Origin of the sequence: Nocardiopsis ansamitocini, from assembly GCF_030268225.1 — a bacterium.
GTDB classification, from domain to species: domain Bacteria; phylum Actinomycetota; class Actinomycetes; order Streptosporangiales; family Streptosporangiaceae; genus Nocardiopsis_D; species Nocardiopsis_D ansamitocini.
This window is the reverse complement of sequence record NZ_BSQG01000004.1, coordinates 459,598-475,374: the sequence shown is the minus strand read 5'-3', so window position 1 is coordinate 475,374 and position 15,777 is coordinate 459,598. Positions and strand designations below refer to the sequence as shown.

The 15,777-nt window shown below is 71.6% G+C and carries 12 protein-coding genes; 6 read left to right on the top strand and 6 right to left on the bottom strand.

The window, feature by feature from the left end; translation table 11 throughout:
• Positions 1–8: 8 nt before the first annotated feature.
• Positions 9–1,607 (top strand): glycosyltransferase family 2 protein, encoded by a 1,599-nt coding sequence (locus tag QSJ59_RS14585; RefSeq protein ID WP_285760074.1) that lies wholly within the window; start codon positions 9–11, stop codon positions 1,605–1,607.
• A 22-nt stretch (positions 1,608–1,629) separates the two neighbouring features.
• Here the strand turns inward: QSJ59_RS14585 and QSJ59_RS14580 are convergent, their stop codons facing one another.
• The gene (locus tag QSJ59_RS14580; RefSeq protein WP_285760073.1) at positions 1,630–2,526 is read right to left on the bottom strand and encodes a DMT family transporter; all 897 of its coding nucleotides are present in this window, start codon (positions 2,524–2,526) and stop codon (positions 1,630–1,632) included.
• On the opposite strand from QSJ59_RS14580, the gene QSJ59_RS14575 reads away from it, so the two are divergent.
• On the top strand, positions 2,525–3,964 hold the full coding sequence (locus QSJ59_RS14575) for an aminotransferase-like domain-containing protein (RefSeq protein WP_285760072.1): 1,440 nt from the start codon (positions 2,525–2,527) through the stop codon (positions 3,962–3,964). The genes QSJ59_RS14580 and QSJ59_RS14575 overlap by 2 nt on opposite strands.
• Positions 3,965–4,107: 143 nt before the next feature.
• Here the strand turns inward: QSJ59_RS14575 and QSJ59_RS14570 are convergent, their stop codons facing one another.
• From QSJ59_RS14570 to aroQ, 3 genes are all read right to left on the bottom strand, one after another.
• The gene (locus QSJ59_RS14570; RefSeq protein WP_285760071.1) at positions 4,108–4,959 is read right to left on the bottom strand and encodes an SDR family oxidoreductase; all 852 of its coding nucleotides are present in this window, start codon (positions 4,957–4,959) and stop codon (positions 4,108–4,110) included.
• 96 nt (positions 4,960–5,055) lie between these two features.
• Positions 5,056–6,168 (bottom strand): phosphate ABC transporter substrate-binding protein PstS, encoded by a 1,113-nt coding sequence (gene pstS, locus QSJ59_RS14565; protein ID WP_432707480.1) that lies wholly within the window; start codon positions 6,166–6,168, stop codon positions 5,056–5,058.
• Between the two features lie 127 nt (positions 6,169–6,295).
• The gene (gene aroQ, locus QSJ59_RS14560) at positions 6,296–6,757 is read right to left on the bottom strand and encodes a type II 3-dehydroquinate dehydratase (protein WP_285760070.1); all 462 of its coding nucleotides are present in this window, start codon (positions 6,755–6,757) and stop codon (positions 6,296–6,298) included.
• 241 nt (positions 6,758–6,998) lie between these two features.
• Here aroQ and glgX point away from each other — a divergent pair, with 241 nt between their 5' ends.
• Genes glgX through QSJ59_RS14545 form a run of 3 tightly spaced genes read left to right on the top strand, consistent with a single transcriptional unit; the run spans position 6,999 to position 12,070 of the window.
• Positions 6,999–9,170, top strand: a complete 2,172-nt coding sequence (glgX, locus tag QSJ59_RS14555; protein WP_285760069.1) for a glycogen debranching protein GlgX — start codon at positions 6,999–7,001, stop codon at positions 9,168–9,170.
• A complete protein-coding gene (gene treY, locus QSJ59_RS14550) occupies positions 9,167–11,551 on the top strand; it encodes a malto-oligosyltrehalose synthase (protein ID WP_285760068.1) in 2,385 nt (794 codons plus the stop codon). The genes glgX and treY overlap by 4 nt, the downstream gene beginning before the upstream one ends.
• A 57-nt stretch (positions 11,552–11,608) precedes the next feature.
• Positions 11,609–12,070, top strand: a complete 462-nt coding sequence (locus QSJ59_RS14545; protein WP_285760067.1) for a PPOX class F420-dependent oxidoreductase — start codon at positions 11,609–11,611, stop codon at positions 12,068–12,070.
• Positions 12,071–12,124: 54 nt separating this feature from the next.
• On the opposite strand, the gene QSJ59_RS14540 is transcribed toward QSJ59_RS14545, so the two are convergent.
• Positions 12,125–12,907 (bottom strand): L,D-transpeptidase family protein, encoded by a 783-nt coding sequence (locus tag QSJ59_RS14540; protein WP_285760066.1) that lies wholly within the window; start codon positions 12,905–12,907, stop codon positions 12,125–12,127.
• Positions 12,908–13,154: 247 nt separating this feature from the next.
• On the opposite strand from QSJ59_RS14540, the gene QSJ59_RS14535 reads away from it, so the two are divergent.
• Entirely contained in the window at positions 13,155–14,720 is a 1,566-nt protein-coding gene (locus QSJ59_RS14535) for a glycoside hydrolase family 43 protein (protein WP_285760065.1), read from the top strand.
• Here QSJ59_RS14535 and QSJ59_RS14530 read toward each other — a convergent pair.
• Positions 14,699–15,724, bottom strand: a complete 1,026-nt coding sequence (locus QSJ59_RS14530; protein ID WP_285760170.1) for a LacI family DNA-binding transcriptional regulator — start codon at positions 15,722–15,724, stop codon at positions 14,699–14,701. The genes QSJ59_RS14535 and QSJ59_RS14530 overlap by 22 nt on opposite strands.
• Positions 15,725–15,777: the final 53 nt, after the last annotated feature.

Here is a 15,777-nt window from a genome sequence, read left to right as displayed (position 1 = left end):
GTCACTATGTGCAGTCATTTAAGTACGCAGTGTCACGTGCGGACGGGGTGTCCCACCGAGGCCGGGTGGACCACGTCGACACCCGCGTCTTTCGCAACGACTGGAAGCCGCTGGCCCCGCCGCCGGTCGGAGAGGAGACGCCCCGCCTCTCGGTCAGCGTCGTCATCCCGGCCCGTGGCGGCCAGGCCCGGCTCGACCTCACGCTGGCCAGTCTCGCCGAGCAGACCTATCCCGCCCACCTCATCGACGTGGTCGTCGTGGACGACCACTCCGCGGCCCCGTTGCGCCTGCCCGCGCTGCGCCCCGCCCGTTGCCGGATCGAGCGGGCCCCGGACACCGGCTGGGGGGTCGGGCACGCCCGCGCCTACGGCGCACACGTGACCTCCGGTGAGGTCATCTGCTGGCTGGACCCCGACCTCGTCGCCGGGGCCGACCTCATCGCGACCCTGGTCCGATGGCAGCACGTCCACCCCGAGACGGTCACGCTCGGCAGCCCGCGCTTCGCCTCCGACCAGTGGTTCACCCCGGCCGAGACGGCCCGGCTCACCGCGTCCGGAGCGCTCCCCGGGCTTCTCGCGGACGCCCGGCCCCATGCCTGGGTCGAACGCCTCCTGCACTCCACCACCGACCTCTGCGACGCCGATCATCTCGGCTTCCAGGCGTTCGTGGGCTCCTGCGCCACCGTCGGCCGTGCCCTTTACGAGGCGGCGGGAGGGGTCGATCCCGCGCTCACCCTGGGCCACGACACCGAGCTCGGCTACCGGCTCTGGCAGGCCGGCGGGGTGTTCGTGCCCGACCGTGCGGCCAGGGTCTGGCACCTGGGCCCGGCGACCCCCAACCGTACCCGCGTGCCCTCGCCCGACTTCCGTGCGGAGGTCCTGTCCGGGTTCATGCCGCATCCGCGGGTCTACCGCGAGCAGGCCGCAGTCCAGGAGAGCCGGGTCCCGCTCGTGCGCGCGGTCGTCGACGTCACCGGTGTCCGCTACGAACTGGTGCGCGCCTGCGTGGACCGGCTCCTGTCCTGTAGCGAGACCGACCTGGAGGTGACCCTCGTCGCCGACTGGGACGGTGCGGGCGACTCCGGCCTGGAGGCACGCCTGGTGCAGGCCAACTACCTGTCCGAACCCCGGGTCGGCTTCGCCCCGGTCGCGCCCCGAACCGGATTTCCCTCGCCCTACCTGCTGGAACTCCCCGTCGAAGTGGGGGTCGGCCGCGAGACCGTCGCCCTGTTGGTCGCCCGCGCCGAGCGCTCTCGCGCAGGGCTCACCGAGCTCGGCCGCCTGCCCGGCATCACCAGTCCCGGGGTGCGGTTGTGGCGTACGCGCGCGGTCGCCCGCGCACTGCGGGTGCGCCGGCCCGGCGAGGACCTCGCGCTGGTCGTCGCCGAGATCCACGGGCGGTACCGGACGCACAGCGCGCCGGTCGAGCTGATCGACCTGACCGCGTTGACGGTGGGGGAGTCCCAGCAGCGCCCCTGGCCGGGACTGCCCGCACCACGTCGCGAGTCCGTGCCCTACGACGTGCCCCCGCCGCCGCGCCGCCGTACGGCCCTGCGTCGCGCCGCCGCGCGGCTGACCCGCTCCCTGCGCTCCCTGCGCCGCCGCTGACCGGTCCCACGCACCCCGCTGCTCAGCCGCGTGCCCGCTGGGTGATCACGATGCAGGCGAGGACGGCCGCCGCTGCCGCGGGAGCCGCGGGGGTGAGGCGTTCGCCCAGGAGGGCCACCGCCCACAGCAGGGTCAGCAGGGGTTGGGCGAGTTGCAGCTGACTGGCCTTGGCCACGCCGATGACGCCCATCCCGCCGTACCACAGCACGAAGGCCACGAACTGCGTCACCACCGCCAGGTAGGCCATCCCGGCCACCCCCGTCCAGGCCGGGTGCACGGGTTCGGCCGTCAGCGCGACCGTGCTCACCAGTGTGGTCAGCGGTAGCGCCGCCACCAGTGCCCAGGCGATCACCTGCCAGCCCGGCAGGTGACGGGCCAGTCGACCGCCCTCGGCGTAACCGGCCGCACAGACCACCAGTGCCGCCAAGAGGTAGCCGTCCCCCGCGGTCAGTGACCCGCCGCCCTCCAGGAGCACGAAGCCCACGACCGTCGCGGCTCCGGCCACCGCTGCTCCCCAGAACACCGGCGACGGCCGTTGCCCGGTACGCAGACAGGACACGACGGCGGTCGCGATGGGCAGGCCGCCGATCACGACCGCCGCGTGCGAGGTGCGAGTCGTCTCCAACGCCAGCGTGCTGAGCAGCGGAAAACCCAGAACGCACCCGACGGCGACGACGAGTAGGCCGGGCCAGTGCCGCCTGGCCGGCACGCGTGCCCCCGCCGCCAGCAGGCAACCGCCCGCCAGGAGCCCGGCGATCACGCAGCGAAGGGCGGCTGTGGTCCACGGGCCGAAGGACCCCAGCGACCACGTGGTGGCCGGAAAGTTCAGCGAAAAGGCCAGTACGCCCGCACCGGCCAGCAGGGTCCCGGTGCGCACCGCTATCGCCTCTCGGTTGATAGCGCTACTCTCTATTTTCATGAACAACGGTAGCAGTGTGGACAATGTGGTGAAAGCCCTGAAAGGTGACCTCGACCGCTACTCTCCGGGGGAAAAGCTTCCGTCGAGCCGAGCCCTGGTCGAGCGCTTCGGCGTCAGCCCCGTCACCGTGTCCCGCGCGCTCGCCGTGCTCGCCGCGCAAGGACTGGTGCGCACCCGCCCCGGCTCCGGAGCCTTTCGCGCCCCGGTCGAGCCCCGGACCCCCAACCCTCCCGACACCTCCTGGCAGGAGGTGTCGCTGAGCGCGGAGCAGGCCGCAACCGCCGCAGAGCACGGCGAGCGCACCGTGGACGCCTCCAGCGTCCTGGCCACCCTGGCCGTTCCCGCCCCCGACGTGATCGCGATGAACAGCGGATACCTCTACTCCGGGCTGCAACCCGAACGCGAACTGGCGTCCGCACTCGCCCGCGCGGGCCGCCGCCCCAACGCATGGACCAGCCCTCCGATCGAAGGAGTCGAGGAGCTGCGCGCCTGGTTCGCCCGCCAGATCGGCGGCGCGGTCCGCGCAGCCGACGTCCTCATCACCGCCGGCGGGCAGAGCGCCCTCACCACCGCGCTGCGCGCGCTCACCGCGCCGGGAGCCCCCGTCCTGGTGGAATCGCCGACCTATCCCGGGATGCTGGCCGTGGCCCGGGCCTGCGGGGCCCGCCCCGTTCCGGTACCCGTCGGCGTCGACGGACTCCGTACCGACCTGCTGGAGAAGGCGTTCCGGGCGACCGGGGCGCGGTTGCTGGTGTGCCAGCCGCTCTTCCACAACCCGACCGGCACGGTCCTCTCGCAGAAGGGACGGGCCGAGGTCCTGCACATCGCCCGATCGGCCGGTGCATTCGTCCTGGAGGACGACTTCGCCCGCCACCTGGCGCACGCCGACGCCGCCCCCGTGCCCGCGCCGCTGGCCGCGGACGACCCCGACGGCACGGTCGTGCACGTGCGCTCCCTCACCAAGGCGACGTCACCGAGCCTGCGCGTCGCCGCCCTCACGGCCCGCGGCCCGGTCATGGAGCGGCTGCGCGCCATCCAGGTCGTGGAGAACTTCTTCGTGCCCCGGCCGTTGCAGGAAGCCGCGGCGGAACTGGTGGCCGCCCCGGGGTGGGGACGCCACCTCAGAACGGTCGCCCGCGGTCTCCACGAGCGCCGTCGGGCCATGGTCGCAGCACTCGCGGCCGAGGTTCCCGAACTGTCCCTCGCCCGCGTTCCCGTCGGCGGGCTCCACCTCTGGCTGCGCCTGCCCGAGGGGACCGACGACACCGGGCTCGTGGCCGCCGCACTGCGCGCGGGAGTGGCGATCGCGCCGGGCCGGTTCTACTTCCCGGCGGAGGCACCCGCACCGCACGTGCGGTTGAGCTTCGCCGCAACAGCGGGAACCACCGAGATCGCCGAGGGGGTGCGCCGTCTGCGCAGCGCCCTGGACCGGTACTGACCGGCGTGCCGGTGCCCGCGGTGTCACCGCGGCTTGCGCGCGTGCACGAGGGCGGTGGTGGGCGGCGGCCCACCGCCTCGGCCCACCGCCTCGGCGTCCCGCGCGAAAGCGGTTTTCCACCTTCCTCAACGTGAAGAGTCAGCTCAGCCGGCCTGGATCTCCCCGCCGACCGGTGCCAGCACCTCACCGGAGTAGTAGGAGGACAGTTGGCCGCTGGCGAAGAACACGTAGGACGGCGCGACCTCGTCAGGGTCGGCCGCCCGCCCCATCGGGGCCTGCCCACCGAACCCCTCCACCTTGTCCTCGGGCAGCGTCGCCGGGATCAACGGCGTCCACACGGGCCCCGGCGCCACGCAGTTCACCCGGATCCCGCGCTTGACGTAGTGCTGGGCGAGGCAGTGCGTCAGGTTCATCACCGCGGCCTTGCTGACCGAGTAGTCGATCAGCGAGGCGTTGCCGCGCAGCCCGTTGATCGAACCGGTGACGATCACCGACCCGCCGTCGGGCATGACGGGGATAGCGGCGCGCAGCAGCCAGAAGACTCCGAACACGTTCACCTCGAAGGTGCGGCGCAACTGCTCGGTGGGCAGGTCGGCGAAGTCCTCCACCGGAGTCTGGGTCGCCTGGTGGGCCACCAGTACGTCCAGCCCCCCGAACTCGGCCACGGTACGCGTCACCACCTCCTCGCACCGGCGCTCCTCGCCGAGGTCGCCGGGCAGGAGCAGACAGCGCCTCCCCTCCTGCTCCACCAGCGCCGCGGTGTGCCGGGCGTCGTCGTCCTCCGACAGGTAGGCGATCGCCACGTCCGCGCCCTCCTTGGCGAAGGCGACCGACACCGCCCTTCCGATACCGGAGTCGCCGCCGGCCACCAGGGCGATCTTCCCGGCGAGCTTGCCGCTGCCGGAGTAGCCGCGCATCTCGTCGCGGGGCCTGGGGTCCATCTCGTCGGTACGTCCGGGGTAGGTCTGGGTCTGGCCGTGCTCCGGCTTGGGCATCGGTACCGCCTTCCTCGCGCGCGGGCGGGGACCGTCCCCACCCGCTGCGATACGGCTGACCGAGTCAAGAACCGGTAAACACCGAATGGCCCGTGGTTATCGGCCGCCGTCCACCGTCGCCACCGAGGCCACCAGGTTCTCGCGCACCTCCGGCGACAGCGGCGCCGACCCGGTCTCCTCGGAGGCCGCCTGCTGGCCCTCGTCGCTCAGGATGTAGTTCACGAACGCCTTGACCGCGGAGGCGTCGGAGGCCTCCGGGTAGGTCTGGCACATGATCTCGTAGCTGACCAGCACGATCGGGTAGACACCGGTCTCGGAGGTCGCGTAGTCCAGGTCCAGCGCATGGTCGTGCTCGCTGTTGCCCTCGCGCTCGGGCGAGGCCGCGATGACCCCGGCGGCAGCCTCGGGCGACAGCTCGACGAATCCGTCACCCACCCCCACCTTGACCGTGGACATCCCCTGGGCGTGCGAGGACTCCAGGTAGCCGATGGTGCCGCCGCCGCTCTCCACGGCCTGGGCCACACCGCTGTTGCCCTGCCCGGCTTCGGCCGGGGGGATCGGCCACTGGCCGCTGTGCTCGTAGGGCCAGGCGTCCCCGGCCGTCGCCTCCAGGTAGGCGGTGAAGTTCTCGGTTGTGCCGGATTCGTCGGATCGGCTCACCGGCGCGATCGGCAGGTCGGGGAGCTCGGCGTCGGGGTTGGCCTCGGCGATCTCCGGGTCGTTCCAGTCGGTGATCGCGCCGGTGAACACCCGTGCGATGGTCTCGGGGCCCATGTTGAGCGATTCCACGCCCGGGAGGTTGAACACCACCGCGATCGGGACGACGTAGACCGGGATGTTGATGGCGCCGGCGTCCGTGCAGCGACGGCTCGCCTCCTCGGCCTCGGCGGGGTCCAGCGCCGCGTCGCTGCCGGCGAAGGCCACCGCGCCGTCGATGAACTGGCTGCGTCCCCCACCGGAGCCGATCGAGTCGTAGTAGACCCGGGCGTCGTCGCACGCCCCCTGGAAACCGGCGATCCACACCTGCATCGCCTTTTCCTGCGCGCTCGACCCCGACCCCGTGACGGTGCCGTCCACGCACTCCAGGTCGGCCGGCACCGGCACCGGGTCGTTGCCGCGCACGGCGTTGTCGCTGCCGCACCCGGTCGTCAGCGCCAGCGCGCCCAGCAGCGCGATCGCGGGCATCCTGCGATAGGTCGACGGCAACACGGCTCTCCTAGATCCCCTGATTGAACACCCGGTGCTCGGGTGCCGTCGACGAATTTAACAAGCTCTGAACACTCGTGCCGACCTGGCCCGGCGTCAACCCTGTTGTGCTGGTCGAACAGGGGCGAGGTCAGGTCCGCTCGGCGATGAGGTGGACCACCTGGCGCAGCGCCAGTTCGTAGCCGTTCGTCCCGCAACCGCTGACGTAGCCCCGGGTCACCGGAGCCGTCACCGACGTGTGCCGGAACGACTCACGGGCGTGCACGTTGGAGATGTGGATCTCGACACACGGCGTGGCCACCGCTTCCAGGGCGTCGCGCAGCGCGATGCTGTAGTGCGCGAAGGCGCCGGGGTTGAGCACGATTCCGTCCATGGCGCGCGCCGCGTGCACGTGGTCGATCAGGACGCCCTCGTGGTTGCTCTGCTCGCACACGACGTCGACGCCCAGCTCCGCGCCCAGCGCGCGCACCCGCTCCTCCACGTCGGCCAGCGTGGTGGTGCCGTACTGCGCGGGGTCCCGCTCACCCAGCAGGTTGAGGTTGGGGCCGTGCAGCAGAAGCACTGTGGGGCGGGCGGTTTCGGCGCTGTCCATAGGGGAAGGCGTCCTTTCAGTTCGATCCGAGAATCCACGGAAAAAGGCGTGCGATGCCGTGAACCACCAGCAGTCGGCCGCCTGCTCACGAGCCTAGTGAGCGTGCTGCGCCAACACGCCGCGCCAACAACGGTGCTGCGCGAAGGCGCGTTCTAGGCTTGGGGCATGGCCGACGCGGCCCCGCACGTCCGCATCCACCCCGCCGGCCCACGGGTCGACGGGGCCTCAGAAGGAGTCCGCTTTGCGACCCTGGCAGGGTTCGTCCTATCCACTGGGTGCCACCTATGACGGTGCCGGAACCAATTTCGCCCTCTACTCCCAGGTAGCCGAGTACGTCGAGCTGTGCCTTCTGGACGACGACGGAGCCGAGACGCGCATCCGCCTACCGGAAGTGCGCGGATTCGTCCACCACTGCTACCTCCCGGGGGTCGGCCCCGGCCAGCGCTACGGCTACCGGGTGCACGGCCCCAACGACCCCTCCCGCGGCCTGCGCTGCAATCCGGCCAAGCTGCTCCTGGACCCCTACGCGAAAGCCGTCACGGGGGAGGTGGAGTGGGACGAGTCCCTGTTCGGCTACCGCTTCGACGACCCCGACCAGCGCAACGACGCCGACTCCGCCGCCCACGTGCCCACCTCCGTGGTGATCAGCCCCTTCTTCGACTGGGGCAACGAGAACCGTCCCCGGACCCCCTACAACGAGAGCGTCATCTACGAGGCGCACGTGCGGGGGCTGACCATGCGCCACCCCGGCGTGCCCGAGCGGCTGCGCGGGACCTATGCCGGCCTGGCCCACCCGGCCGTCGTCGACCACCTCACGACGCTGGGCGTCACCGCCGTCGAACTGATGCCGGTGCACGAGTTCCTGCACGACCACGCCCTGCAGAGCCGTGGCCTGCGCAACTACTGGGGCTACAACACCATCGGCTTCTTCGCACCGCACAGCGGGTACGCGGCCACGGGAACGCGCGGCGAACAGGTGCAGGAGTTCAAGGCCATGGTCAAGGCCCTGCACGAGGCCAACATCGAGGTGATCCTCGACGTGGTCTACAACCACACCGCCGAGGGCAACCACCTGGGTCCCACGCTGTCCATGCGCGGCATCGACAACGAGGCCTACTACCGCCTGGTCGACGACGACCCCACGTACTACATGGACTACACCGGGACCGGCAACTCGCTGAACGCCCGGGACCCGCACTCGTTGCAGCTGATCATGGACTCGCTGCGCTACTGGGTGCTGGACATGCACGTGGACGGGTTCCGCTTCGACCTCGCCTCGGCGCTGGCCCGGGAGTTCTACGACGTCGACCGGCTCAGCGCCTTCTTCGACATCGTGCAGCAGGACCCGGTGATCTCGCAGGTCAAGCTGATCGCCGAACCGTGGGACGTCGGGCCCGGCGGCTACCAGGTCGGCAACTTCCCGCCGCTGTGGACCGAGTGGAACGGCAAGTACCGCGACACCGTGCGCGACTTCTGGCGCGGCGAGCACGCGACGCTGGGGGAGTTCGCCTCCCGCATCACCGGTTCCTCCGACCTCTACCAGGACGACGGCCGCCGCCCCTTCGCCTCGGTCAACTTCGTCACCGCCCATGACGGCTTCACCCTGGCCGACCTGGTGTCCTACAACGACAAGCACAACGCCGACAACGGCGAGGACAACAACGACGGCCACAACGACAACCGGTCCTGGAACTGCGGGGTCGAGGGCCCCACCGACGACCCCGAGATCCTGAAACTGCGCCGCCGGCAGAGTCGCAACGTCATCGCCACCATGATGCTCAGCCAGGGCGTGCCCATGCTGTTGCACGGCGACGAGATGGGCCGCACGCAGGGCGGCAACAACAACGCCTACTGCCAGGACAACGAGATCGCCTGGATGGACTGGTCCCAGGCCGAGGAGAACGCCGACCTCGTGGCCTTCACCTCCGCGATCACCCGGCTGCGCCACCACCACCCGATCTTCAGGCGCACCCGGTTCTTCGCGGGCAGCCCCATCCGCACCGGCGACGAACTGCGCGACATCGCGTGGTTCACCCCCGACGGAAGCGAGATGACGCAGGAGGACTGGGGGTCGGGCTTCGGTCGTTGTGTGGTGATCTTCCTCAACGGCGACGGCATCACCGACCTCGACGCGCGCGGTGAACGCGTCACCGACGACTCCTTCCTGTTGTGCTTCAACGCCCACGACGGCGACGTCGAGGTCACCGTTCCCCAGGCGGACTACGGAACGGAATGGACGGTGGTCGCCGACACCGCCAGCGGCGAGGTCTTCGCCGAGTCCGGCGGCGGGGTGGTGACCGGTACGGTCGCCGGTGCGGCTCCGACCCAGGCCCAGTCCGTCAAGGCCGGGGACTCCTTTCCGCTGCCCGCCCGTTCGCTGATGCTGCTGCAACGCACCGCGGTCGCGGAGTGAGCGGCACGGGTCCGTCGGTCGGACACCCCCAGCAGTGGGCGCGGAGAGGGGCGGACGTCCCGACCCCGCCGTCCTCCACCTACCGGCTGCAACTGCGCCCCGAGTTCGACTTCGCCGCGGCGGCCGACACCGCCGACTACCTTCGGCTGCTGGGAACGGGGGCGGCCTACGCCTCCCCGATGCTCGCGGCGGCCTCCGGGTCCACCCACGGCTACGACGTGGTGGACCCCACCCGGGCCGCGCCCGCTCTGGGCGGGGAACGCGCACGGCGGGAACTGTCGGCCCGCCTGCGCGAGGTGGGCCTCGGCCTGGTCGTGGACATCGTCCCCAACCACATGTCGATCGCCGACCCCGCCGCCAACCAGTGGTGGTGGGACGTGCTGCTGCACGGCCGCCAGTCGCGGTACGCCCGCTGTTTCGACATCGACTGGTCGGCGGGTCCGCTGCTGGTCCCCGTCCTGGGCGACGACGGCGACGACGGTGCGGGAGCCCTCGGCACCCTGACCATCGCCGACGACTGCATCACCTACTACGAGCACCGTTTCCCCATCGCCGAGGGCACCTACGAGCCCGGCGACAACCCGTTGGAGGTGCTGGAACGCCAGCACTACCGGCTCGTTTCGTGGCGGCGTGGGGACTCCGAGCTCAACTACCGGCGCTTCTTCGACGTCACCACCCTGGCCGCGGTCAGGGTGGAGGATCCCGGGGTCCTGGAGGCCACGCACGGGGAGGTGTTGCGCTGGGCCCTGGACGGCGACGTCCAAGGGATCCGGGTCGACCATCCCGACGGACTCAGCGACCCGGGGGAGTACACCCGCCGGCTGCGCGCACTCTTCCCCGGTTGGATCGTGCTGGAGAAGATCCTGGCCCCTGGGGAGACGCTGCCCGCCTCCTGGCCGGTGGACGGTTCCACCGGGTACGACGCGCTGCGCGAGGTCTGCGGGGTGTTCGTCGACGACACGGGGCAGGGACGCCTCACCCTGCTCGCCGAGGGCCTTGGCGTGCCCACCGATTTCACCGAGGTCGAGACCGAGTGCCGACGCGCGGTCGCCACGACCGTGCTCGCCGCAGAGGTCGCACGCATCGCCGCCCTGGTGCCCGGCGTCGAGCCCGACCGCGCCCGCGGCGCCGTCGCCGAACTCCTCGGCGCGTTCGAGGTCTACCGTTCCTACCTGCCGGAGGGAGAACAGGACTGGGCGCGCGCGATCGCAAGGTCGGCCGAGCGGCGCCCCGACCTCGCCGGGGCGCTGGCGGTCGTCGACGAGGGCGTGCGCGCCGATCCCGGTGGGGAACTGGCCCGCCGCATCCAGCAGACCAGCGGTATGGTCATCGCCAAGGGCACCGAGGACACCGCCTTCTACCGCTACTCGCGGTTCATCGCGCTCAACGAGGTGGGCGGATCGCCCGATCGCTTCGGGGTGACGGTCCCGGAGTTCCATGCCGCGGCGGCCGCGCGCGAGGCGTCGTGGCCCCGGTCCATGACGACGCTGTCCACCCACGACACCAAGCGCTCCGAGGACGTGCGGGCCCGGTTGGCGGTGCTCGCAGAGGTCCCCGGAGAGTTCGCCGAGGCGGTTCGGGGCTGGACCGGGCGCGCGGGTCTCAGCGAACCCACGCTCGACCTGCTGGCCTGGCAGACCCTCGTCGGCGCCTGGCCCATCGACGCGGACCGGCTGCGGGGCTACTTGGAGAAGGCCGCCAAGGAGGCCAAGCTGCGCACGTCCTGGGTGGACCCCGATCCCGCCTTCGAGAAGGAGGTGGCCGCCTGGCCCGACCGCGTCCTGGGCGATGCCGGGTTGAGCGCCGAGGTCGCGGCGTTCGTCGACCGGGTGCGCGGCCCCGGTTGGTCCAACGCGCTTGGCCAGAAGCTCGTGCAGCTGCTCATGCCCGGCGTCCCCGACGTCTACCAGGGCACCGAACTGTGGGACCTGTCCCTGGTGGACCCCGACAACCGCCGCCTCGTCGACTACGACCTGCGCCGCGGGCTGCTGGAGCGCCTGGACGGCGGATGGCGTCCACCGGTGGACGAGACCGGGGCGGCGAAACTGCACGTGGTCGCGACCGCGCTGCGGCTGCGCCGCGCCCGTGAACTCACCGGATACCGGCCGCTGCCCGCCTCCGGTCCCGCGGCCAGGCACTGCCTCGCCTTCGCCCGTGGGGCCGATCAGGGTGTGGTGGTGGTCGCCACCCGCCTGCCCGTGGGGCTGGCCGCTGCGGGGGGATGGCGCGATACCGTCGTGCCCCTGCCCTCGGGCAAGGGGGAGTGGACCAATCTGTTGACCGGGAGAACGGTGCCCCCCACCAGCACCGCCGGCTTCACCACTGCCCCGCTGGCCGACGTGCTGGCCGATTACCCGGTGGCGCTCCTGATGCGGGCCTGACGCCCGTTCCGCGGTGCCGCCTCGAACGACACAGACGAAGACAAGGGGAGACAACCCGTGAGCCCATCCATCGCCACCAACACCCGTGTGGAGCGCGCCGAGCTGCTGGAGTTCCTGCGGCCGCGCCACCGCGCGCTCCTGGTCACCCGCCGTGCCGACGGTTCACCGCAGGCGTCCCCGGTCACCTGCGGGGTGGACGAGAAAGGGCGCGTCGTGGTCTCCACGTATCCCGAGCGCGCCAAGACCCGCAACGCCGAGCGCGACGACCGGGTGAGCGTGGTCGTGCTCTCCGACGACTTCGACGGGGCATGGGTGCAGGTGGACGGTACCGCAGAGGTCCTGGCCGGGGAGGATGCGGTGGAGCCTCTCGTGGAGTACTTCCGCTCCATCTCCGGGGAGCACCCCGACTGGGAGGAGTACCGCCAGGCGATGCGCCGCCAGGGCAAGGCGCTGCTGCGCATCACCCCCGAACGTTGGGGGCCCATCGCCACGGGCGGTTTCCCGGCCAGGCTGGCGTGAGCGGCTCCCGTCCGCCGGTACCGGGTGCCGTCCGGTATCGGCGGACGGGCCGGGTCAGCGCACGACGACGGGAGTGTGCTGCTTGAGGCTGCCGTTGGCCCACAGCCAGTCCATCGCCGCGATGCTCACCCGTGCGCATCCGTGCGAGGCGGGGTAGGGCGGGACCGAACTGTAGCCGTGCACGGCGATGCCGCGGTTGAAGTACTTGGGGCGGTACAGGGCGCCCAGCGGGCCGGGATCCCAGGCGTCCACCGCACGAAACACCGGGTAGCGGCCCTTGGGGGTGGTGGCCACCTGCTTCTGCCCGTTGGAGACGTAGGGCTTGCCCGAGCCGGTCGAGGTGTTGAAGATCCGGCGCACCTTGCCGTCGGAGACCACCAACAGCAGTTGCCGTGCCAGGTCGATCTCCACCACGTTGCCCGAGGACGTGCTCGCCTTGGGGCGAACACCCTTGTCCAGGGCCGCGCGGGTGGCCGGACCGACCACGCCGTCGCGCTCGATCCCGGCGGCCTTCTGCACCGCGTAGACGGCCTGCGTGGTGAGCGGGCCGAATTCCCCGTCCGCACCGTCCAGCCAGTAGCCGAGGTCGATGAGGCGTTGCTGGATCGCTTTGACCTGGCTGCCCTTGGCGCCTTGGCGCAGCAGACCCGACTGCACGTCGGCCGCGTTCAGGTTCAGTCCGGCAGCGGCCGGGGCGCCGGCCGCGAGCAAGGAGCCGGTGGGGGCGGTGCCCGCGTGGGCGACGGTGCCGAACCCTGCCACCATGACCGTGGACACCGCGAGCACGGCCGCATTCGTCGTGTGCCGTCGGAAACGGCCGGATCTGCTAGTAGCCATGCGTGGATTTTGCCCGCGATTGACGATGTCATGGCTTTTTCCTGGCCGTCGCGTTGCCCCTGCCGGGCTTACCCGCCATCGGCGCCGCGTGTCGACGCAGGTGGGGCGAGCCCCGTCGGCTGAGCCGTGGCCGGATCCGGCCACGGCTTGACCGTGCCGCCGCGGGTGCCTACAGTCCCGAAAGCAACCGGCAAGATTTTCGAAACTATCGGAATACCGTTCGGCCGACCGCCCCGACGGGGAGCCCATGACCCGAAGTTTTCGCAACCCCGTACTGTCCGGATTCCACCCCGATCCTTCGGTCTGCCGGGTCGGCGACGACTACTACCTGGTCACCTCGACCTTCGAATACTTCCCCGGCCTCCCGGTCCACCACAGCCGGGACCTCGTCCACTGGCGGATCCTGGGCCACGCCCTCGACCGGTCCGACCAACTGGACCTGAGCGGAATCCGCTGTTCCGGCGGCCTCTACGCCCCCACGATCCGTCACCACGAGGGCCGGTTCTACCTGGTGTGCACCCTGGTCGACGGAACCGCCCAGGACGGGTCCTTCGTCCTCACCGCGACCGATCCGGCAGGCCCCTGGTCCGGTCCCCACTGGATCCAGGACGCGCACGGCATCGACCCATCGTTGTTCTTCGACGACGACGGGAGCGCGTGGTGGACCGGCTGTCGCGAGGCGGCCGATCCCCAATGGCCGGGACAGACCGAAATCTGGCTGCGCCGCTTCGACGCCGAGGAAATGCGGCTGACCGGGCCCGAACACGTCCTGTGGACGGGAGCGCTGCGCGGGGGAGTCTGGGCCGAGGGGCCGCACCTGTACCGGGTGGACGGACACTACCTCCTCATCACCGCCGAAGGCGGCACCGAGCACAACCACTCCGTCATGGCCGCCCGGTCGGCCTCGATCACCGGCCCCTACCTGGGCAACCCGCGCAACCCCGTCCTGACCCACCGTCACCTGGGCCTGGACCACCCCGTCGTCGGCGTCGGCCACGCCGACCTCGTGCGCACCCAGCGCGGTGAGTGGTGGGCGCTGCTGTTGGCGTCGCGCTCCTACGGCGGTTACCACCACACCCTGGGCAGGGAGACCTTTCTGACCAGGGTGCAGTGGGAGGAGGGGTGGCCGCTCCTCGCGCCCGGGGCGGGCCGGCTGGAACCCCGTGCACCCGCGCCCGACCTCGCACCCCACCCCTGGCCCCCCGAACCGGTGCGCGACGACTTCGACGCACCCGGTCTGGCCCCGGTCTGGAACGGCCTGCGCACGCCGGCCGAACCCGGGTGGAGCCTGAGTGAGCGCCCCGGACACCTGCGCCTGCGAGCCCTGGCCGCCACCCTTGCCGAACGGGCCTCGCCCGCTTTCGTGGGCCAGCGCCTGCGCCATCGCGACTTCCGCGCCGCGGCCCTGGTCGACTTCGTCCCGCGTGCGGTGGCCGACCGCGCGGGTCTGGCGCTGTTGCGCGCGGACACCCACCACGTCCTGCTGGTCGTGACCCGCGCCGACGACGGGGCGGGCCGGGTGCTGAGCGTCCTTCGCCGCGCCGGCGGACCGGAAGAGGTCCTGGCCCGGGCCCCCGTTCCGCCGGGGCCTCTCGTCCTGGCCGTTCACGCCCGCGGGCAGGACTACCGACTGTCCTGGGCGCGCCCGGGGGAGCCCCCGGTCCGGTTGGCCTGTGTCGACGGCCGGGTGCTCAGTACGCAGAGCGCCGGCGGTTTCACCGGCGCCTACGTGGGGCTCTACGCGCACGGCGACGGTACGGGAGCCGCGCACGCCGACATCGACTGGTTCGACTACGAGGGCCGTTCGGGCTGAGGCCGGACCGCAGCGGCGGGTGGTGCGGTGCTCTGGCGCACCACCAGGCTCGTCGCCAGGTCCAGGCGCAGATTGGCGGGGGTCTCCCCGCGACTGAGCCGCAACGCGAGCCGGGTGGCCTCCTCCGCCATCTCGGTCAGCGGCTGGCGCACCGTGGTGAGCGGCGGCCCCACCCAGCGGGCCACCGGCAGGTCGTCGTAGCCGACCACGCTCAGGTCCTCGGGGACGCGGGCCCCCAGTTCCCGGGCAGCCTCGTACAGGCCCAGTGCCTGTAGGTCGTTACCGGCGAACACCGCCGTCGGCGGGTCGTCCATGAGCAGCAGCGCGCGGCCGTGGTCGCGTCCGCCCTCCACGTGGAAGTCCCCGGAGCGGATCAGCGCCTGGTCCACCCCCAGCCCCGCGGTGTCCAGCGCGGCCCGATAGCCGTCCAGGCGGGCCCGGCTGCACAACACGTTCGACGGGCCGCCGATGAAACCGATGCGTCGGTGGCCCGACTCGATGAGGTGACGCGTCGCCGCCAGGCCGCCGTTCCAGTTCGCCGAGCCGATGGAGGGCACGTCGTCCCCCGGATCGCCGGTGGGGTCCACCACGACGAAGGGGACGCCGCGCGCGGCCAGCCTGGCCTTCTGGGCGGGGGCGAGGTCCGAGAAGACCAGGACCACCGCGGCGGACTGCCGGGCCAGCACCGAGTCCACCCAGGAGTCGCGGGGAGAGCGCTCGCCGCCCGACTCCGACAGCACCACGCTGAACCCCTCGGAGCGGGCGACCCGCTCCACCCCGCGGATCACCTCGATGGCCCACGCGCTGTCCAGTTCGTGGAAGACCAGGTCCAGGGTTGCCGCGCGGCCCGATCCGGGGCCACGGCGGCGCCGGTAGCCGTGCCGGCGGATCAGGGCCTCGACCTTGGAACGGGTCTGGGGGGCCACATCGGACCGACCGTTGAGCACCTTGGAGACCGTGGGGACCGATACCCCGGCGGCCTCCGCAAGTTTCGAGATCGTCATCGGCGGGGTGTCGGCGGTGTCCGGGGTGTCCGGCGCTGAATCTGCACTCACGT